Annotated in this window: 16 protein-coding genes and 2 pseudogenes; 5 read left to right on the forward strand and 13 right to left on the reverse strand. The window is 72.5% G+C overall.

Going from position 1 to position 18,139, the window contains the following annotated elements:
• Positions 1-10: 10 nt before the first annotated feature.
• Positions 11-1,924 carry an SMI1/KNR4 family protein gene (locus IE312_RS06890; RefSeq protein WP_189979308.1) on the reverse strand — a complete coding sequence of 638 codons (1,914 nt, stop codon included), beginning with the start codon at positions 1,922-1,924 and terminating at the stop codon, positions 11-13.
• A gap of 168 nt (positions 1,925-2,092) precedes the next feature.
• Complete coding sequence (locus IE312_RS06895) at positions 2,093-2,572, reverse strand: SRPBCC family protein (protein WP_189979309.1); 480 nt, start codon at positions 2,570-2,572, stop codon at positions 2,093-2,095.
• Between the two features lie 232 nt (positions 2,573-2,804).
• Here IE312_RS06895 and htpG point away from each other — a divergent pair, with 232 nt between their 5' ends.
• The gene (gene htpG / locus IE312_RS06900) at positions 2,805-4,709 is read left to right on the forward strand and encodes a molecular chaperone HtpG (RefSeq protein ID WP_189979310.1); all 1,905 of its coding nucleotides are present in this window, start codon (positions 2,805-2,807) and stop codon (positions 4,707-4,709) included.
• Between the two features lie 200 nt (positions 4,710-4,909).
• Here htpG and IE312_RS06905 read toward each other — a convergent pair.
• The 3 genes and pseudogenes from IE312_RS06905 to IE312_RS06915 all read right to left on the reverse strand — a co-directional run bounded on the left by IE312_RS06905 (position 4,910) and on the right by IE312_RS06915 (position 7,188).
• Positions 4,910-5,286, reverse strand: a pseudogene (locus tag IE312_RS06905) (pyridoxamine 5'-phosphate oxidase family protein).
• A 39-nt stretch (positions 5,287-5,325) separates the two neighbouring features.
• On the reverse strand, positions 5,326-5,541 hold the full coding sequence (locus IE312_RS06910) for a hypothetical protein (protein WP_189979311.1): 216 nt from the start codon (positions 5,539-5,541) through the stop codon (positions 5,326-5,328).
• Between the two features lie 135 nt (positions 5,542-5,676).
• The gene (locus IE312_RS06915) at positions 5,677-7,188 is read right to left on the reverse strand and encodes an MFS transporter (RefSeq protein ID WP_189979313.1); all 1,512 of its coding nucleotides are present in this window, start codon (positions 7,186-7,188) and stop codon (positions 5,677-5,679) included.
• A gap of 140 nt (positions 7,189-7,328) precedes the next feature.
• On the opposite strand from IE312_RS06915, the gene IE312_RS06920 reads away from it, so the two are divergent.
• Entirely contained in the window at positions 7,329-7,574 is a 246-nt protein-coding gene (locus IE312_RS06920; protein WP_189979314.1) for a hypothetical protein, read from the forward strand.
• Positions 7,575-7,606: 32 nt separating this feature from the next.
• On the opposite strand, the gene IE312_RS06925 is transcribed toward IE312_RS06920, so the two are convergent.
• The 4 genes from IE312_RS06925 to IE312_RS06940 form a co-directional block, all read right to left on the reverse strand.
• Positions 7,607-8,434, reverse strand: a complete 828-nt coding sequence (locus IE312_RS06925; protein ID WP_189979315.1) for a LamG domain-containing protein — start codon at positions 8,432-8,434, stop codon at positions 7,607-7,609.
• A gap of 126 nt (positions 8,435-8,560) precedes the next feature.
• A complete protein-coding gene (locus IE312_RS06930; RefSeq protein ID WP_189979316.1) occupies positions 8,561-8,734 on the reverse strand; it encodes a hypothetical protein in 174 nt (57 codons plus the stop codon).
• A gap of 25 nt (positions 8,735-8,759) precedes the next feature.
• The gene (locus IE312_RS06935; RefSeq protein ID WP_189979317.1) at positions 8,760-9,116 is read right to left on the reverse strand and encodes a PRC-barrel domain-containing protein; all 357 of its coding nucleotides are present in this window, start codon (positions 9,114-9,116) and stop codon (positions 8,760-8,762) included.
• A 30-nt stretch (positions 9,117-9,146) separates the two neighbouring features.
• Positions 9,147-10,400 (reverse strand): cytochrome P450, encoded by a 1,254-nt coding sequence (locus tag IE312_RS06940; RefSeq protein WP_189979318.1) that lies wholly within the window; start codon positions 10,398-10,400, stop codon positions 9,147-9,149.
• Between the two features lie 195 nt (positions 10,401-10,595).
• On the opposite strand from IE312_RS06940, the gene IE312_RS06945 reads away from it, so the two are divergent.
• From IE312_RS06945 to IE312_RS06955, 3 genes are all read left to right on the forward strand, one after another.
• Entirely contained in the window at positions 10,596-12,107 is a 1,512-nt protein-coding gene (locus tag IE312_RS06945) for an MFS transporter (RefSeq protein WP_189979765.1), read from the forward strand.
• A 112-nt stretch (positions 12,108-12,219) separates the two neighbouring features.
• Positions 12,220-12,528, forward strand: coding sequence for an acyl carrier protein (locus IE312_RS06950; protein WP_189979319.1), 309 nt, complete (start codon positions 12,220-12,222; stop codon positions 12,526-12,528).
• On the forward strand, positions 12,525-13,748 hold the full coding sequence (locus IE312_RS06955; RefSeq protein ID WP_189979320.1) for a beta-ketoacyl-[acyl-carrier-protein] synthase family protein: 1,224 nt from the start codon (positions 12,525-12,527) through the stop codon (positions 13,746-13,748). The genes IE312_RS06950 and IE312_RS06955 overlap by 4 nt, the downstream gene beginning before the upstream one ends.
• Positions 13,749-13,878: 130 nt before the next feature.
• On the opposite strand, the gene IE312_RS06960 is transcribed toward IE312_RS06955, so the two are convergent.
• From IE312_RS06960 to IE312_RS39125, 4 genes and pseudogenes are all read right to left on the reverse strand, one after another.
• Complete coding sequence (locus IE312_RS06960) at positions 13,879-14,895, reverse strand: zinc-dependent alcohol dehydrogenase family protein (protein ID WP_189979332.1); 1,017 nt, start codon at positions 14,893-14,895, stop codon at positions 13,879-13,881.
• A gap of 282 nt (positions 14,896-15,177) precedes the next feature.
• A complete protein-coding gene (gene xynA / locus IE312_RS06965) occupies positions 15,178-16,191 on the reverse strand; it encodes an endo-1,4-beta-xylanase XynA (protein WP_370467523.1) in 1,014 nt (337 codons plus the stop codon).
• A 255-nt stretch (positions 16,192-16,446) separates the two neighbouring features.
• Entirely contained in the window at positions 16,447-17,622 is a 1,176-nt protein-coding gene (locus IE312_RS06970; protein ID WP_189979334.1) for an anhydro-N-acetylmuramic acid kinase, read from the reverse strand.
• 161 nt (positions 17,623-17,783) lie between these two features.
• A pseudogene (locus IE312_RS39125) lies at positions 17,784-18,139 on the reverse strand (sodium:solute symporter); the annotation flags it as partial.

The raw sequence follows: 18,139 nt of genomic DNA on the forward strand, positions 1-18,139 counted from the left end.
CCGGCCGGACCTACGGCCTGGTGCGGACGAAGCGCAGCGTCGCGTAGCCCTCGCCCGGGCCCGGCGGCCGGTTCCAGGGGCCCGTCAGGAACGTGTGCAGCCGCCCGAGAGTGAGGGCGAACCGCGGCAACCGTACGCCGTACTCGGCGGCGAGCGCTTCCAGGGCCCGGCGTTCACCCAGCCGCCCGGCGGGCGGATCCTCCGGCCGGAACAGCCGCTCCGGATCCAGCGCGGCCGGCACGGACCCCCGTACGCCGACCGCCGTCCCCCGCACCGTGAACGCGTACCGCTCCTCCCCGCGTTCCGCGACGGACAGGTGGAAGACGCCGGGACGGTGCCCGTCGGACGGCTCGCTCCACACCGTCACCGCGCGGGTCCCGTGCGAAGCGGCGACGCCGGGGGAGACGAACCACTTCTCGGCGAAGCCCGTGCCGGGGCAGGCTTCCAGCGCGAAGCTCCAGCCGTCGCCCGCCCGGCCGACGGCGGCGCGGGCCCTGTCCTCCCACTCGGCCGCCTTCGCGCCGCCGCGCGGGTGCATCCGGGACTCCCACAACGTCGTCGGCCCGGTCAGCACGCCGGCGCCGTCCGCGCCGACACGGCCGGGCAGTTCGGCCGGCTCCACCCCCTCCACCAGGACGAAGCGATACGACGACGACAGCACATGGCCGGGATCCAGCTCGGTCAGCCACGCCAGCCCCGGCGGGTCCGCCCCGGCCACCGGAGCGGGACGCGCGCCCCGCTGCCCGGCCCGGGGGACGGCCAGCAGTTCCCGGCCCCGCTCCGGGGTCAGCAGCGGGCCGAGGAGCGGGTCGGCGCACAGACCGACCGGCGCGATGTGCTCCGGCCCCACGGGCCGCCACTCGGGCAGCGCGGCGCACAGGGTGTGCCACGCCCCGTCCGTGTCACCCCACCGCGCCTGTTCCCGGGCCTGAGCCACGGCACGCCCGAAGGGGCCGTCAGGGGTGTAGCGGTAGGTGCCTTCCCGTACGTCCCGCAGGATCGCGTCCGCCGTCCCGGCCAGTGCGGGGTTGCCGCCCAGGTGGTAGGCCCACGAGGAGTCGTGCCGGTGCGCGGTCACGTGCTCGGCCGCCAGGACGGGCAGCACCTCGGGCGCGTACAACGGATCGGTCGTGAGCCCGTGGAACGACACGGTGTACGTGTGCCCGAGCAGGCGGCGGATCTGGTCGCGCAGCCCCGCCGCACGCGGCCGCCCGTACGCGAGCGCCTCCGCCAGGGTCGCCTCGGCCTGCGCGTACCGCCCCCGCAGCGCCGTCAGCCGGGCCTCCTCCACGGACGCGTCCAGCGCCCGCGTCGTGTCGTTGACGAACGCACGCCCGGTCCTGCCCGCCCGGTCCGCCTCGAGGGTGTGGAACTCCCGGTACATGTCCTCCATGAACGCGCGGAAGGATGCGTACCGTTCCGGCGGGCTCGCTCGCCAGGACGCCCAGGAGTACACGGCCCACTCGCCGCCGGCGTCCACGTCCCCGGGATCCATCAGCAGGTGGACGGCGTCCGACTCCACGTCCAGTTGCAGGGCCCGGTCCCACATCCCGGCCGGCACCGCGTGCTCGGCACCGGGCTCGTCGTCCGGCTCCCCGGGATACCACTCGGACAGTCCCGCCGCGTCCTGGTGCCACCGCACCTGCGCGGTACCGGCGAGCAGCCACACGAAGCCGCCCGCGTGCCGCCACCCGTCACTCACCCTCAGGAACGACCGGTACGAGGGAGGCAGCCGGTGTCCGAGCCGGCCCTCCAGAGCGAGGATCCGCTCCTCCGGGGCGGGCGGTAAGCCCAGCCACCGCGTGCGCAGCACCTCCTCGTGTCCCGCGAGCCGCTCGTCCTCGGGCGCGTCGGGATCCTGCGCGTCCGCCCACTCGTGGCTCCAGCGCGTCAGGAACGTCCGCCAGTAGTCGATGTCCGTCATGCCCCCGATGGTGCCGGACACCACTGACAACGCCCGGCCGAGCGGCACGAGTCCGGAAACGAGACCGGTACCCGCCTGGCCGGGGCCCACGTCGGCGTGCGAGGGCACACGACACAGGGCCCGGGCTGGGAGCCCGGGCCCTGTGTCGTATGAGACCTGTGGGGGACGTCAGAGCGCCGACGGACCCGTGTCACCGGGGCGGACCCGGCCTCGCCACGCGCCGGTCTCGCCGCCGCGCTCCTCGATGTACTCCTTGAACCGCTTCATGTCACCCTTGACGCGGCGGTCGATGGTGCCGATCAGGTCCGCGACCTTCTCCGCGGCTCCGCTGGGCTCCACGTCCATCACCAGCTCCACCCGGGTGTGGCTCTCGTCCACACGTTCGAAGCGTACCGAGCCCCGCTGGCTGGTGTCGCCGCTGGTGGTGCGCCAGGTGATGCGCTCGTCGGGCAGCTGGTCGACGATCTCCGTGTCGAACTCCCGCCGTACCCCGCCGATCTTCGTGGTCCAGTGATTGTGCCGGTCGTCCAGCTGCCTGACCTCCTCGACGCCCTCCATGAAGTTCGGGAACTCCTCGAACTGCGTCCACTGGTTGTAGGCGGTGTGGAGCGGAACCTCTACCTCGACCGCTTCCCGGACCGTGCTCATCTCCGTACCTCCGTTGTCACTCCTTGGCTGCACCGGCCGAGTACCCGGGGAAGCGGAGGTCATGGGCACCGAAACCGGAACGAGAAGCGTGAGGGGGCGTACACGGTTCGCATCGGCCGCTGCGCGGCCCGCTCCGCCCCGTCGTTGCCCCCATTCCGCCCACCGCGCTGACGTGGTGTTTTACAGTGGCAGCACCAGTCCCGGCGACAGGACCTGTGAGGTATTCGCGAACATGCCGACTGAGACCTTCGAGTTTCAGGTAGAGGCTCGTCAGCTGCTCCAGCTGATGATCCACTCGGTCTACTCGAACAAGGACGTCTTCCTGCGGGAGCTCGTGTCCAACGCGTCGGACGCGCTGGACAAGCTGCGTCTGGAGAAGCTGTGGGACGACTCGCTCGACGCCGACGTGTCCGACCTGCACATCCAGATCGACATCGACAAGGACGCCCGCACGCTCACCGTGCGGGACAACGGCATCGGGATGTCGTACGACGAGGTCGGGCAGCTGATCGGCACCATCGCCAACTCGGGCACCGCGAAGTTCCTGCGGGAGCTGCGGGAGGCCCAGGACAAGGCCGGTGAGGAGGGACTCATCGGCCAGTTCGGCGTCGGTTTCTACTCCGGCTTCATGGTGGCCGACGAGATGACCCTGCTGACCCGGCGCGCCGGGGAGAGCCAGGGCACCCGCTGGTCGTCGCGCGGTGAGGGCACGTACACGCTGGAGACGGTCGACGACGCGCCGCAGGGCACCTCGGTCACGCTCCACCTCAAACCGGCCGACCCCGAGAACCAGCTGCACGACTACACCTCGCCGTGGAAGATCAAGGAGATCATCAAGCGGTACTCGGACTTCATCACCTGGCCCATCCGCATGGTGCCCGAGGGCCCCGCCGACGGGAGCGACGAGGCGCCCGCACCCGAGACCCTCAACTCCATGAAGGCCCTGTGGGCGCGGTCCCGCGACGAGGTCTCCGACGACGAGTACCACGAGCTGTACAAGCACATCGGCCACGACTGGCGGGACCCGCTGGAGACGATCAGGCTCCAGGCGGAGGGCACCTTCGAGTACCAGGCCCTCCTCTTCCTCCCCGCGCACGCGCCCCACGACCTGTTCACGCGCGACTTCAGGCGCGGCGTGCAGCTCTACGTCAAGCGCGTGTTCATCATGGACGACTGCGAGGCGCTGCTGCCGCCGTACCTGCGCTTCGTCAAGGGCGTCGTCGACGCGGCCGACCTCTCGCTCAACGTGTCCCGCGAGATCCTCCAGCAGGACCGCCACATCGAGATGATGCGGCGACGGCTGACGAAGAAGGTCCTGTCCACGGTCAAGGAGATGATGACCAAGGACCGTGAGCGCTACGACACGTTCTGGCGGGAGTTCGGCACGGTCCTGAAGGAAGGGCTGGTCACCGACACGGAGAACCGCGACGCCATCCTCGCCGTCGCGTCGTTCGCCAGCACGCACCACGAGTCCGAACCGACCACGCTCAAGAGCTACGCGGAGCGGATGCAGGACGGCCAGGAGGACATCTACTACCTGACCGGAGAGTCCCGGCAGAGCATCGAGAACTCCCCGCACATGGAGGCCTTCCGGGAGCGGGGCATCGAGGTGCTGCTGCTTACCGACCCGGTCGACGAGGTGTGGGCGGACGCCGTCGGCGAGTACGAGGGCAAGAAGCTGCGGTCCGTCGCCAAGGGACAGATCGACCTCGACGCCAAGGACGAGGACACCCCGGACGCCGAGCGGGAGAAGCAGACCGAGGAGTACGCCGGGCTGCTCGGCTGGATGAAGGAGCAGCTGGATGAGGACATCAAGGAGGTGCGCCTGTCCTCCCGCCTCACCGTGTCCCCGGCCTGCGTCGTCTCCGACGCGCACGACCTGACCCCGGCCCTGGAGAACATGTACCGCGCCATGGGCCAGGAGGTGCCGCGCGCCAAGCGGATCCTGGAGCTGAACCCGCACCACCAGCTGGTGAAGGGTCTCAACCAGGCGTACAAGGAGCGCGAGGACCGCTCGGAGCTGGCCGAGACCGCCGAACTCCTGCACGGCCTGGCCGTGCTCGCGGAGGGCGGCCAGCCGAAGGAACCGGCCCGGTTCGTCAAGCTGATGGCGGACCGTCTGGAACGCGCGCTGTAACGCGGCTCCGGCCGACCCCGGTGGCCTGTCCGTCCGTCCGCCCGTCCGGGCGGGCAGGCCATGGACGGCTTCGGCGCACCCGCTGCACCTGGCCCACGATCTCGCCGCCTACGGGATCCCCCAGCCGTACCGGCGACTCGGCGACGGCACCCGCCCCCCGGGCCGGCCTGGGCCGGCACCGGGAGGAGGGCCGGCGAACCTCAGAACGCGCCCAGGTCCGCCGCGACCCAGTGCTCGGGCCGCATGTAGATGAGGAAGTGCTCGCCGAGGTTCGCCCGGTCGTACTCCACGAAGGCGGCGACCTTGTCCTCCGGGAGGTAGCGCGCGGCCATCTCCCCCACACGTAGCGCACGGAGGGCTGCGTGCGCTGCGCCATCAGACTGAAGCGCCCCGCGGAGAGGATCGCCCGGGCCTTGCGTGAATCGCGCCCGGTCCGCACCCACACCTCACCGCCCGGCGTGTACTGGTACCAGATGGGAACCGTCAGCGGCGCGCGGTCCGGTCGTTCGACGACCGACAGGGCGCCTATGTGAGGCTCCGCCAGGAACTGCTCGCGTTCATGTAAGGAGAGTGTCACGGGGTCGACTTTAACCCCGATCACCGTCCGGACGCCGTGTCAGCCGGCCTCGCGGTCCAGGACCCGGCGGGCCGCCTCCGCCTCCGCCGCCTGCGGGGACAACTCGTCGAGGGTGTCGAGTTCGTCGTCCGCTTCCAGTTCCCGCTCCCAGGCCGCGGCGAGCTGCTCCTGTTCCTCACGCGGCTTCGCGCCGACGGCCTCCCGGTGACCGGGGTCCAGCGCCGCCAGGAATCGCTCGAGGGAATCCTTCGGCATGCAGTGCTCCTTGTCGCCGCTCGCGGTGCCGCTCCCGGCCCAGCATGGCCAACGGCGCCCGCGTCCGCGGTCCGACACGGCACCCGACCACCCTGATGGACCTGGGGAGGCAGCGCGGCGCGCACGGGTCCGCCGTCAGGTGTGCCGGGCGTGCACCGGGTCGTTGGCCACCTCCTCAGGGCACGTGCGGCGGGGCCGGTGCGTGTGCCGGTCGCGCCGCCAGTCGGCCGTCGCGAGCGCGAGGGACGCCGCCATGCCCACCAGGGCGGCGCCCAGCGCGGTGACGAGAGCGCCGCGATAGTCGTGGCTCCTGCCGAGCACCAGGTAGAAGAGGCCGGGCAGGGCCGCGGTCCCCAGCGCGGCGCCCAGCCGCTGCCCGGTCTGCAGCGCACCGCCCGCCGCGCCCGCCATGCGCACGGGTACGTCCCGCAGGGTCATGGTGATGTTGGGGGAGACCACCAAACCGCTGCCGACACCGCCGAGGAAGAGGACCGGGGCGGCGAGCCAGGGCGCCGTGTGCAGCGGCGCGAACCGGAGCAGCAGCGCGGTGCCGCCCAGACCGGCGATCACCCCCGCGAGACCGCACACGGTGAGCAGGCGCCCGAACCGCTCCACCAGCCGACCGGAGACCACGGCCGCGCTCGCAGAGCCCAGCGCGAAGGGGGTGACGGCCAGGCCGGACCACAGCGGGGAGAAACCGAGACCGCGCTGGTAGAAGAGGGCGAAGACCAGCCAGACGCCGCTGAAGCCGACGAAGTACAGCGTGCCGATGCCGGCGCCGACGGCGTAGCCGCGCACGGTGCTGAACAGCCGCGGGTCGAGCAAGGGCTGCGTACCCCGGGCGACGAGGCGGTGCTGCCACCAGGTGAACACGGCGAGGATCGCCGCCCCCACCGGGAACAGCCACCACAGTTGGTCGAGCCCGCCGGAGTCCGCCTGGACCAGCGGATACATGAGGGCCAGGACACCCAGGCCGAGCAGCAGCACACCGGTCGCGTCGACCCGGCCACGCTCGGAGCGCCGGGTCCGGGGCAGCAGCCGGCGGCCGAGCAGGACGGCCAGGATGCCGATGGGGACGTTCACGTAGAAGATCCACCGCCAGCCCTGCGGGCCGGAGGCGAGGGCGAGGAGGGCACCGCCCGTGATCGGGCCGGCGGCGGAGGAGATGCCGACGGTGGCGCCGAAGAAGCCGAAGGCCCGACCGCGCTCGGCCCCGCGGAACATCTGCTGGATCAGCGCGGAATTCTGGGGCGCCATGAAGCCCGCCGCCAGGCCCTGGGCGAGCCGGGCCACCACCAGCAGCGTGATGCCGGGGGCCGCTCCGCAGGCCGCGCTGCAGAGCACGAAGCCGCTCAGCGCCAGCAGGAAGATACGGCGCCGGTCCAGGGCGTCACCGAGACGGCCGGCGGTGACCAGGGCGAGCGCGAACGTCAGGGCGTACCCGGAGACGACCCACTGCACCTGGGCGGCGGAGGCGTGCAGGGAGCGCTGGATGGTGGGCAGCGCGACCGCCACGATGGTCACGTCGAGCAGACTCATGAAACCGGCGACCAGCGTGACCCACAGGGCGCGCCACCGCTGCGGATCGGGCGTGTGCCCGGCCTCCGGGGCACCTGGGTCCCGGCCGTCCGCTGCCGACGCTGCCACGTGGACTCCTCTCGCCGGACCCCCGTCACCCGGTCGAACCAAGTTCCCCCCGCCCGGCGCGGGCACACATGGTGCCGGCCGTTTCCGTGCACGGCCCCCGGGAACCCGGACGGGGCGACCGAGCGGAGCGGAGGACGGCCATGACGGAACACACCGGGGAACCCGCCGACCGGTACGCGCGGGCCCGTGACGAGGAGGAGCCCGGAGCACATTCGGGCAGCGAGAGCCAGGCCCGCGAACGGACGGTTCCGGGCACGGCGAGCGCCAAAGAGGGCTACCAGCCCGAGGCCGGCACCGTGGCCGGCGAGCCGCTGCGCGGCGTGGGCATGGAGGACCAGGAGGATGAAGGGCGGCGAGGCGGCGAGGACACGGGCTCCGGCGGGTAGTCACCGGCCGGACGCGTGGACGCGTGGACGGTTCAGGAAGACGACTCTGCGCCCCCCGCCTCGGACGGCGCCTCGGACGGCTCTCCATGCCCGGCCGCGGATGCCGTTGCCCTACCGCCTGTGCCGCCCGTGCCGCCGCGCGGCGCACGGGTCGCGGACGGACGCCGTACCACCAGGCTGGCCACCTCGAACGACATCTCGGTCGCCCCCGGGTCGGGTGACGGGTGGTAGCGGCCGGCGCTGACCGAGAGGTTCACGATCAGGTAGGCCCGCCAGGAGCGCCCCACGCCCCGCCCGTCCGCGAAGACCCGCGCGCCGTTCAGCCACCAGACCACCGACCGCGCCCCGAAATCGGTGCGCAGGTCCACCCAGGCCCCGGGGGCGACTGCGTCGTCGGTCAGGTAGAGGCTGCCGCCGCGGACGTGGTTGGTGAACTCCAGCAGGTCCGGGTTGTCCGGGTGGTACTCGAAGACGTCGACCTCCTGGTCGCCGTCCCGCCAGGTCCAGATGGCCGGCCAGGCACCGGTCTGCTCGGGCAGTCGTACGCGCGCCTCCAGTACGTCCCCCGACCGCACCATGAACCCGTCCGGGCTGCCCTCGGTGGTCAGCAGTCCCGTGTTCCACAGCCCGTCCGGCCGCCGGGTGGCCCGGAACACGCCCGAGCGGCTGTAGGCGGCGTCGGACACCAGGTAGTCGAGTTTGTTGTCACCCGGGTTGACCGGCCCGCCGCCCGGGTAGGCCCACGAGCGTCCCGCGACCCACTGGGTCTCGGAGGCGAAGTCCGCCGTGAACACCACGCCGGGCTCAGGGGGAGGGACACGCGGATGCGGCACCGCGCCGGGGGATGTCGATTCGTCCATATGCGATGTCTCACCGGCTGGCGGCCCGCCATGCGCCGGGGCGGCGGCCCGCCCGGGAGCACATCCGTTCGGCGGTTCCACCACCGGAACCCCATCTGTCCCGCGAGAGCGCGGGGCGGGCCGCCGTCAGCGGACCACGCGGTGCCTCCTGCCCCCTCGGCGGAAGCGCACGGCCACGTAGACGAGATCGAGAACGAGCACGACGACGCCGATGACCAGCAGGTAGAACAGGCCGTGGACGGCGACGCCGATGATGCCCAGGGCGACGGCCACGAGGATCAGCAACAGGAACAGGCTCATCGGATCTCCCGTCGGATTCAGCAGGTCAACGGCGGCCCAGGCGTCGCTCGCCGTCGGCGCCCGGCGTGTAGGTCAGCTCGTAGTGGGCGAACACCGCCGGTTCGTCGGCGGCGGGAAGCTCCCCGTCGATGTCGATCGACGGGGCTTTCTTGACCCGGTCCTTGCCGTGGGCGACCTTCAGATAGCCCGGACCGACGGTCGCACCGGTGAGGGGCACGAACGCCAGCCGGCGGCGGGTCGGCAGACCCACGGTCACGGTGGCGAAGAAGGGCTGGTCGGTGCTGGTGTCCACATAGACGGCCTCCAGCGTGCCGATCTTGTGTCCGTCCGCGTCGACGACGTCGTGCTCTCGCCATTCGCGGATATCGGATGCTTCGAACATCACAACCTCCTGTGCGGGGGGTACCCATGGTCAGGCCGGTGATGTCATCCCCGCCAGCCGGGCCGCGTCCGGACCGCGCCCGTCCGGGTCGAGCCGGACACGCAGGCTCTGCACGCTGCGGGCGACCCGGGCGGGGCTGTACGACACCGGGTGGCCGGTCCGGCGGGGCCGGCGGGGGAGCAGGTGCCTGAGTACCGCGGTCGCCTCCAGACGGGCCAGTGCGGCACCGAGGCAGTAGTGACCGCCCAGCCCGAAGGCCAGGTGCCGTGGCTGCCGGTCGAGCCGCAGCCGGTGCGGGTCGGGGAAGACACGCGGATCACGATTGGCCGCGCCGAGCAGGACGAGGACCAGCGTGCCGCGCGGTACGGACGTCCCCGCGATCTCGGCGTCGGACAGGGCACAGCGGGGTGCCAGCTGGATCGGCGGGTCGAAGCGCAGCAGTTCCTCCACGGCCACGGCGCACGCCTGCTCCGAGTGGCCGGCGGCCGCGAGCCACGCCAGCTGGTCGGGATGCCGGAGCAGGGCGTACGTACCGTTGGCGATCAGGCCCACGGTCGTCTCGTAGCCGGCCGCGACGAGCTGCGCGCACGTGGCCACGGTCTCCGCCCGGGCCGGCCGGCCGTCGGCGTCCTGGGCGAGGGTGCGCAGGATTCCCGAGCCGGACGGCCGGCGCAGGGCCGCGCCGATGTCCCCCGCCAGCCGGACCCGCGCCCGCGCGATCCGCTCCCGTGTGCCGGGGTCGATCAGACCGGGCGGATCCATGCCGCGCACCAGCAGCTCGGCCGCCTGCGTGAACCGCGGGCGCAGGTCCTCCGGCACGCCGATGAGATCCGCGACCACCCCCGCGGACAGGGGCCGTGCGACGTCCGCGACGACGTCCGTCGTACCGGACCGTGCCGCCTCCCCGACGAGACGCGCCGCCCTCTCGTCGACCTCACGGCGCAGGACGAGGATCTCGCGCGCGGTGAAGGCGCGCCGTACGCGTTCGCGCTGCCGGGTGTGGCCCGGGGGGTCGGTCAGCAGGAAGGTGCGGGCCGGCACGCCGTAGCCGGTCCGGTCCTGGGCCGTCTGGGCGCCGTGGCCGAAGCGCGGGTCGCCCAGGACGGCCTTCGCCTCGGCGTGACCCAGTACGACGACGGCACCCGAGTCCGCGCGGTGCACCGGACCACTGGAACGGCGTACCTCTTCGTAGAAGCGGTACGGATCCCGCACGAATTCCTCCGTGCCGATATCGAAGGGCAATTGCCCGGCCAGACAGTCGATGAACGTATCGGATGCTTCCATTCGGCCCCGGTCCCCTTGCCGTAGCGGCGGGCACGCATTCCGGCCCACGCATTCTGATAAAGAGTGCACATGACGGCAGAACGCGGAACGGATGACGCGGCTTTTCACGCGGCTGCGCGAAGAACGCGAAGAACCCGAAGAACGCCGAGAAGGCGGACGACACCAAGTACGCGAAGACGTCGGGTGAGCGCCGGAGTGGTCTGCTCGGGGCTCTTTCTGCTGGGTATGGATCTCACCGTCCTCAACGTGGCGATCCCCGAACTGCAGACCGCCTTCGGTTCGTCCACGGGGCAGACCCAGTGGATCGTCGACGCCTACGCGCTCGTGCTGGGCGGCCTGGTGCTGACGGCAGGGGGCGTCACCGACCGGATCGGGCGCCGACGAGCCTTTCTCACCGGCCTGGTCACCTGCGGGTTCGCCTCCGTGGCCGGTGCGCTGGCCGCCGTGCCGTGGCAGCTGGTCCTCGCCCGTGGTGCCATGGGCGCGGGCGCGTCACTGATCATGCCCGCGACGCTTTCGCTGCTCACCGCCTTCTTCCCGGAGCGGGAGCCGCGGCGCCGGGCCATCGCCCTGTGGGCCGCCGTGGGCGGGGTGGGCGGTGCCCTCGGGCCGGTGATCGGGGGCTGGCTGGTCAGTCACCACTCCTGGCGTGCGGTCTTCTGGCTGAACGTCCCCTGTGCCGCGGCCGTCGTCGCCCTCACGCTCCTCGTGGTCCCGGCACTGCCGCCCGCCCGCAGCGAGCCCGTCGACCTGCCGGGAACCGTCCTGTCCGCGACCGGGCTGCTGGCACTGGTCTGGGCGATCATCGAAGGGCCCGCCCGGGGGTGGACGAGTGCGCCGGTCCTCGCCGTGTCCGCGTTGGGCGCCGGGCTGCTGGCGGCCTTCGGGGTGTGGCTGCGGCGGGCGCCGGCAGCCATGCTGCCGCGGCACGTGATGCGCCGGGAGGTCACCGTCCCGGCCGCTGCCCTGGCCATGATGTCGTTCGCGATGTTCGGTGCCCTGTTCGTCATCTCCCTCTACCTCCAGGGCGTGCTCGGGTGCACACCGTGGGAGGCCGGGGTGCGCACGCTGCCGTTGCCGGGGTCCCTGATCGTCGGTGCGGGGCTGGCCGCGCTGCTCACAATGCGGCTGACCCACCGGTCCGTCATGGCGGGCGGCCTCCTGGTGACCGCCGGTTCCTTCGTGCTGCTGTCCCGGACGACGACGGAGTCCGGTTACCCGCACCTGGCCGTCGTACAGGTCCTCGCGGGCCTCGGGGCGGGGCTGACGGCCGCGGCCGGCACCGCCGCGGTGATGGAGAGCGTGGGGGAGTCGTACGCCGGTGTCGGCTCCGCCGTCAACGACGCCGGCCGCCAGGTCGGCGCCACCCTCGGCGTCGCCGTCCAGGGGTCCGTCCTGGCCACCGTCTACCGGGACCGGGTCGGCGACGCGCTCGCCCGTGCGGGGCTGGGTGGCCTGGCGCCCGCCGGCCGGGACAGCGTCGTCACGGCCGTGCGGGCGGGCCGGCAGGCCGCGCCCGCCGTGCGGCACCAGCTGCTGTCCGCCGCGACGGACGCGTTCGTCGCCGGCCTCAGCCGCAGCGCGGGGGTGGCGGCGCTGGTCGCCGTGGCCGGTGCGGCGGCCGTCTGGCGGGGGCTGCCCCGCCTCCCCGCGGTCCCCGCTGGGCCTCCCCCGGACAGGCGCGCGGCGCGCAGTGGTGCCGCGTAGACCACTCCGGTCATTGTTCTCCGACACGCGCCGCCGCTTACCCGGCGGGCCCGTCCCGGGTGCGCTTTGCTGGCGGTCCGCCTATTCGAACTTTTCTTCCCGGGGAGAATTCTTGGCCGACCAGCTGATCGTCGACACGCTTGTCCGTCTCATCGTCTCGCACTTCGAAATGGACCCGGCGCAATTGAGTGCCGACAGCAACCTGCAACACCTCGGGCTCGACTCGATCGCCCTGGCGGAACTGCTCGTCGTGGTGGAGGAGGAGACCGGCATCGACGTCCCCCTCACCGACGAGGCCATGCCGGCGGGGCCCGAGGTCACCCTCGGTGCGGTGGCCGACTACGTGGCCCGGTTCGCCGACGACTCCACCCGCGCCGTTCTGCACGCCCTGGCCGCCGCGCCGGCGGACGTGGACGCATGAACAGGTCCCAGGCCGTCGTCACGGGCGTCGGTCTGGTCACCCCGGCAGGGGTCGGCGCCGGCCCGACCTGGCGGCGGCTGTGTGCGGGGGCACCGACGGCGTCCACCGACCCCGGACTCGCCGGCCTGCCCGTGGACTTCGGCTGCCGGGTCGACGACGGGGAACTCGCCGCCGCGCTCGGACGCGGGCTGCGCTGGCGCACCGACCGTTTCATCCACCTGGCCCTCGTCGCGGCGCGCGAAGCCGTCCGGGACGCCGGTCTGCGACCGGGGGAGTGGGACGCCGACCGGGTCGCCGTGGTCATCGGGGTGGGCAGCAGTAGCCACGACACCGACGTGCACGTCCTGCGCTGCCTGACGTCCGGCGCGTACCAGAAGATCTCACCGACCACGGTGCCGCGGGCCCTGCCCAACATGGCCGCCGGTGAGGTCGCCGCCGACCTGGGCGCGAGAGGAGCCGGTTTCGGCGTCAGTACCGCCTGCGCGTCCGGCGCCACCGCCATCGGCATCGGCCGGCAGCTGCTGGCCGCCGGCATGTGCGACATCGCGCTGGTCGGCGGGGCGGAGAGCGCCTGCGGGCCGCTGTCCAGCGTGGGGTTCTGGCGGCTGGGCGCACTGTCCACCCGCTGCCACGACCCGCAGGGTGCCTCGCGGCCCTTCGATGCCGAGCGGGACGGCTTCGTCCTCGGCGAGGGGGCCGCCGTACTCGTGCTGGAGCGTGCGGAACACGCACGTGCCCGCGGCGCCCCGGGGAAAGCCGTCCTGTCCGGGTTCGGCGCCACCAGCGACGCCCACCACCCGACCAGCCCGCCCCCCGAGGGCGGGGGCGCCGAACGCGCGGTGCGGGCAGCGTTGGCCGAGGCCGGCCTGGCGCCCGGCGACATCGACCACGTCAACGCGCATGCCACGTCGACGCCGTTGAACGACCGCGTGGAGGCCGCGGTCCTGCGCCGGGTCTTCCGCCGGCCGCCGCCCGTCACCGCCACCAAGAGCGTCCTGGGACACTCCCTGGGGGCCGCGGGCGCCGTCGAGGCCGCGGTGTGCGTGCTGACCCTGCACCACCAGACCATCCACCCGACCGCCAACCTCGGCACGCCCGAACCCGGCATCGACCTCGACGTCGTCACCAAGGCCGCTCGTGCCTGCCGGGTCGACGCGGTCCTGAGCACCTCGTTCGGCTTCGGCGGCCAGAACGCCGTCCTCGTCCTCCAGGCCCCCTGACGGCGGGGACGACCTCCTTCCACCGGTCGGTGGCGTCGGCGCCCGTGAGACGGCAGCGGTCGCGGACGTGGACGATCACGCCGTGGCCGCCGTCGGCCGGCGCGTGCGCCGTGTCACGCCCGAGCGGTGGTCAGGGCTTGAGCAGGGTCTTGATGGCCCGGCGCTCGTCCATCGCCTTGTACCCCTCGGCGACCTGGTCCAGGGGGAGGGTCAGGTCGAAGACCTTGCCCGGGTCGATCCGGCCGGACAGGACGCGGTCGATCAGGTCGGGCAGGTAGCGGCGGACGGGTGCGGGACCGCCGCGCAGCCCGACCTGGGAGAAGAACAGCTCCTGGCCGTCCACGGCCACCTCGTGCGGGACGCCGACGAAGCCGACGTTGCCGCCGGGCCGCGCGGAGTGCAGGGCCTGCCGCATGGCCTCGGGCGTGCCCACGCATTCCAGCACCGAATCGGCGCCGATGCCGTCCGTGAGGTCCTTGACGCGGGCGACGCCTTCATCGCCGCGTTCGCTGATGACGTCGGTGGCCCCGAACTCGCGGGCGAGCCTCTGCCGGGACTCGTGCCGGCTCATGGCGATGATCCGCTCGGCGCCCTGTTCCCTGGCGGCGATGACCCCGCACAGGCCGACCGCTCCGTCGCCGACCACGACGGCCGTGGAGCCGGGCCTCACCTCGGCGGCCAGGGCGGCGTACCAGCCGGTGCCCATCACGTCCGAGACGGCGAGCAGGCTGGGCACGAGGTCGCCGGCCGGGTGCTCGTCCGTGGCGACCAGGGTGCCGTGGGCGTTGGGGATGCGGACGTAGTCGGCCTGGCAGGTGCTCATGAACTCGCGGTTCAGACAGCTGGACTGCCAGCCGTTGCGGCAGTTCGCGCAGGTGTTGTCCGAGGTGGCGAAGGAGCCGACCACGAACTGCCCCGGCGTGACGTGAGTGACCTCGCTGCCGACCTCCTCGACGATGCCGACGTACTCGTGACCCATCGGGTGGGGGTCGCCGATGGGCTCCGCGCCGCGGTACGGCCACAGGTCCGAGCCGCACACGCAGGTGGCCACCGTGCGGATGATCGCATCGGTCGGCCGGCTGATCCTCGGGTCGTCCAGGTTCTCGAAGCGCACGTCGCCGGGCGCGTGGATGACTGCTCCGCGCATGGTGGGTCTTCCTTCGGTACGAGGGTCTCGTGCCGCAGCCCCGGGTCACGGACGGCTGCTCACGGTCGAGCCTCACACCGCGGCGCCTGCCCGAAAAGCGGAGGAATCCATCCGGGGAGCGAAACGTCCCGGGGAGGCATTCCTCCCTCCCCTCGCCACCGGGCGCCGGGCCGTGCCGCGAGGAGGTCGCCCTGTCGGCCGGTACCGGCACCTGCGGCAGCGCGGCCGCGGCCCCCGCACCTCCTGGACGGCCTCCCCGCCACTGGCGATCCGGGCCGCCTGTCAGCCGGTGCTGCAGGAGACCGTGGGCCAGGTCCAGTTGCCGTTGGGCTGAATGGTGACGCCCCAGTTGTCGCCGTTGCCGTTGGGTTTGGCGACCAGTACCTGGCTGCTGGGATAGCCGGCGCTGACGTTCCAGGTGGAGAGGACCTTGGCCGGGGACGGCACGTTCATCGTCACCGTCCAGTTGCTGGAGCCGGAGACGGCGACGTTGAGGTTGTACCGGTCGCCCCACTGCTGGCCGGCCGACAGCGTCGCGGAGCAGCCGCTGCCACCGCCTCCGCCACCGCCCGAACCGGCGCCGTCCACCGTGATGTTGGAGCTGCCGCTGCTCTGGTACCCCTCGGTGGCGAGGATCATGTAGTAGTTGAAGCTGCCCAGGGGCATGCCGGCGCGGGCCCAGGCGTCGAAGTGGTTGCCGGTGGTGATGGTGCCGCCGGTCCGCCTGGTCTGCCGGACGCTCCAGTACTGGTTGAAGGTCTTGTTGCCTTCCACGGAGGGCGCGTTGTAGCGGGTCGTCTGGTAGATGTCGTACGTGCCGCCGTCACTGGTGACCGTGCCCTTGTAGGTGCCGGTCGGCCGGTAGGTGCCCCAGTTGTCGACGATGTAGTACTCCACCAGTGGGTTCGAGGTCCATCCGTAGAGCGAGAGGTAGGCGTTGCCGGACGGGTTGAAGGTGCCCGAGTAGGTCACCGCCCTGCGGCCGCCGTTGCTCCAGCCCTTGCCGGCGACGAAGTTGCCGGTGTTCCGCCAGGACGTGCTGTAGTTGCCCCCGGAGCCCAGGTTCATCGAGACCGTTCCCGGGGAGTCCGTCCAGAACGAGTAGTAGTAGCCGTTGTTCGTCCCGGTCTGGTTGCTGGTGATGACCGTGTCGGCCTGGGCGGTGCCGGGCAGCGTCAGCGCGGCCACGCCGACCAGCAGCATGGTGCAGGCGCTGCTGACGAACAGCCTGAAACGGCCGAACACGCCTGGCCGGCCGGCCCGTCGGCGCGCCGGGCGTAAGAGCGCGTCCTTCATGCTTCCTCCTCCTCGCACGGTGGCCCCCCTTGTCGGCGACAGTGTTGGACGGCCCTGATGGACTGTCAACGATTTCGACAGGAATTCCGAAACATTAGCCGCAGCCCACTCGTCGGCCACGTGCCAGGTCTAGCTGCTCAGGGCACTTCTACGCGAAGCCGAAGTCCTGAGGCTTCCGCCGAGCTCATCGAGTGAGGCCCATGGAGAGGGATCTGAATTTCCGAATGTTTCGATGTCGGGAACGACTTGCTGCGGTCAGTGGACGATCCGCAGCCGGCGCGGCGGCTGTGTCACGGGCTCGGGCAGGCGCAAGGGCTCCAGGCCGGGGGTGATGCTGCCGAGCAGGGTGGCTCGGCGGGCGCCGGTGGCGCTGGGGTGGGTGCCGGGCAGACCGTGCACCGTCAGGAAACCCAGGACGGCGAACGCGAGGGCCTCCTTGGCGTCGGAGGGCAGGCCCAACTCGTCACTGGGGCGCACCGGTACCCCGGGCAGTTCCTCGGTGATCATGCGCATGAGCACGGGGTTGCGGGTGCCGCCGCCGGAGGCGACGAGACGGGTGACCCCATGGGTACGGCAGGCGTCGGCCACCGTGACGGCGGTCAGCCGGGTGAGCGTGGCCAGCACGTCGTCGGGCGCGGGCGTGGGCGTGGGTACGGCGTCGAGGGCCCGCTCCAGGTAGGGCAGGTGGAAGTGTTCCTTGCCGGTGGTCTTCGGGGCGGCCCTGCGGTAGTACGGGTCGTCCAGGAGGACACGGAGCAGCTCGGGGCGCACCCGGCCGGCGGCGGCCCGCCGCCCGTCCGCGTCGTAGGCCGCTGCGCCCCCGGTGAAATGGTGGACGGCCGCGTCGAGCAGGGCATTGGCCGGACCGGTGTCGAAGGCCAGCGGATCGGCGCCGGGCGCCAGGACGGTGACGTTGGCGATGCCGCCGAGGTTCAGGGCCGCGGGGGTGCCGGGCAGACCGCGCAGCAGCAGGGTGTCGGTCATCCCGACGAGCGGGGCACCCTGACCGCCGGCCGCTACGTCCCGGCTGCGCAGGTCGGAGACGACCGGCAGCCCGGTGGCCTCGGCGATCCAGGCCGGCTGCCCGAGCTGCAGCGTGCCACGGACGATGCCGTCCTCCACCCAGTGGTGGACCGTCTGCCCGTGCGAGACCACCAGGTCCGCGACGCCCCCGCACAGCTCCCGCAGGGCGCGCGCGGCCGCACCGGCGAAGGCCTGCCCGATACCGCTGTCCAGTGCACAGACCGCCTGCGTGGTCGTGACCGCGGGCGGCAAGCAGGCGGCCACGCGGGCGCGCAGCTCGTCAGGGTAGGGCACGGCCAGGTGTCCGAGGGGCCGCAGGAGCAGGGCATCGCCGTCCAGGACCAGATCCGCGGCTGCCGATTCGATCGCGTCGTGGGACGTGCCCGACATGAGGCCGATCACCCGCATGGCGCCGCCCGTTCGGCGGGCGCGGACGGCTGCGGCCGGGACATGGTGCCTCCTCGGGGTCGGGTCCTACCGACGTGGACCGTCGTGGCCCGTGGCGTCGGCGGGGTCGGTCGTGGCCCGTGGCGTCGGCGCGGCCGGTCGGGCGGGTGGCGCCGGCGCGGTCAGTCGGGGCGGGTGGCCGCCGTGACCCGGCCCTCCCCGGAGTCGGGACCGTTCGCTCCCGTGCGGACCTCGGCCGCCTCGGGTGCGCGGTGCAGCAGGCTCGACAGGCCGCCGACGGCGAGGGTGACGGCCACCCCGATCGGGACCAGCCACTGGGCGGCGATCGCCGTCGGGACGGTCGCGCCGGCCGTGGTGACGTCGATCCGCACCGCGCGCACGACGTACGTCATCACCGCGACGGTCACCAGGAAGGCCACGACGGAGTCGGCCTCGTTGGCGCGCCGCACGGTCCGGCCCAGCAGGAACGCGCCGAGCAGGGCGCCGTAGGTGTAGCCGGCGATGGTCAGACCGGTGA

The organism is Streptomyces capoamus, assembly GCF_014654935.1.
Lineage (GTDB): Bacteria > Actinomycetota > Actinomycetes > Streptomycetales > Streptomycetaceae > Streptomyces > Streptomyces capoamus.

Bases quoted from the DNA above. Each gene is read 5' to 3' on its own strand.
- IE312_RS06890 (WP_189979308.1), bottom strand. From the start codon at position 1,924: ATGACGGACATCGACTACTGGCGGACGTTCCTGACGCGCTGGAGCCAC.
- IE312_RS06895 (WP_189979309.1), bottom strand. From the start codon at position 2,572: ATGAGCACGGTCCGGGAAGCGGTCGAGGTAGAGGTTCCGCTCCACACC.
- htpG (WP_189979310.1), top strand. From the start codon at position 2,805: ATGCCGACTGAGACCTTCGAGTTTCAGGTAGAGGCTCGTCAGCTGCTC.
- IE312_RS06910 (WP_189979311.1), bottom strand. From the start codon at position 5,541: ATGCCGAAGGATTCCCTCGAGCGATTCCTGGCGGCGCTGGACCCCGGT.
- IE312_RS06920 (WP_189979314.1), top strand. From the start codon at position 7,329: ATGACGGAACACACCGGGGAACCCGCCGACCGGTACGCGCGGGCCCGT.
- IE312_RS06925 (WP_189979315.1), bottom strand. From the start codon at position 8,434: ATGGACGAATCGACATCCCCCGGCGCGGTGCCGCATCCGCGTGTCCCT.
- IE312_RS06930 (WP_189979316.1), bottom strand. From the start codon at position 8,734: ATGAGCCTGTTCCTGTTGCTGATCCTCGTGGCCGTCGCCCTGGGCATC.
- IE312_RS06935 (WP_189979317.1), bottom strand. From the start codon at position 9,116: ATGTTCGAAGCATCCGATATCCGCGAATGGCGAGAGCACGACGTCGTC.
- IE312_RS06940 (WP_189979318.1), bottom strand. From the start codon at position 10,400: ATGGAAGCATCCGATACGTTCATCGACTGTCTGGCCGGGCAATTGCCC.
- IE312_RS06955 (WP_189979320.1), top strand. From the start codon at position 12,525: ATGAACAGGTCCCAGGCCGTCGTCACGGGCGTCGGTCTGGTCACCCCG.
- IE312_RS06960 (WP_189979332.1), bottom strand. From the start codon at position 14,895: ATGCGCGGAGCAGTCATCCACGCGCCCGGCGACGTGCGCTTCGAGAAC.
- xynA (WP_370467523.1), bottom strand. From the start codon at position 16,191: ATGAAGGACGCGCTCTTACGCCCGGCGCGCCGACGGGCCGGCCGGCCA.
- IE312_RS06970 (WP_189979334.1), bottom strand. From the start codon at position 17,622: ATGCGGGTGATCGGCCTCATGTCGGGCACGTCCCACGACGCGATCGAA.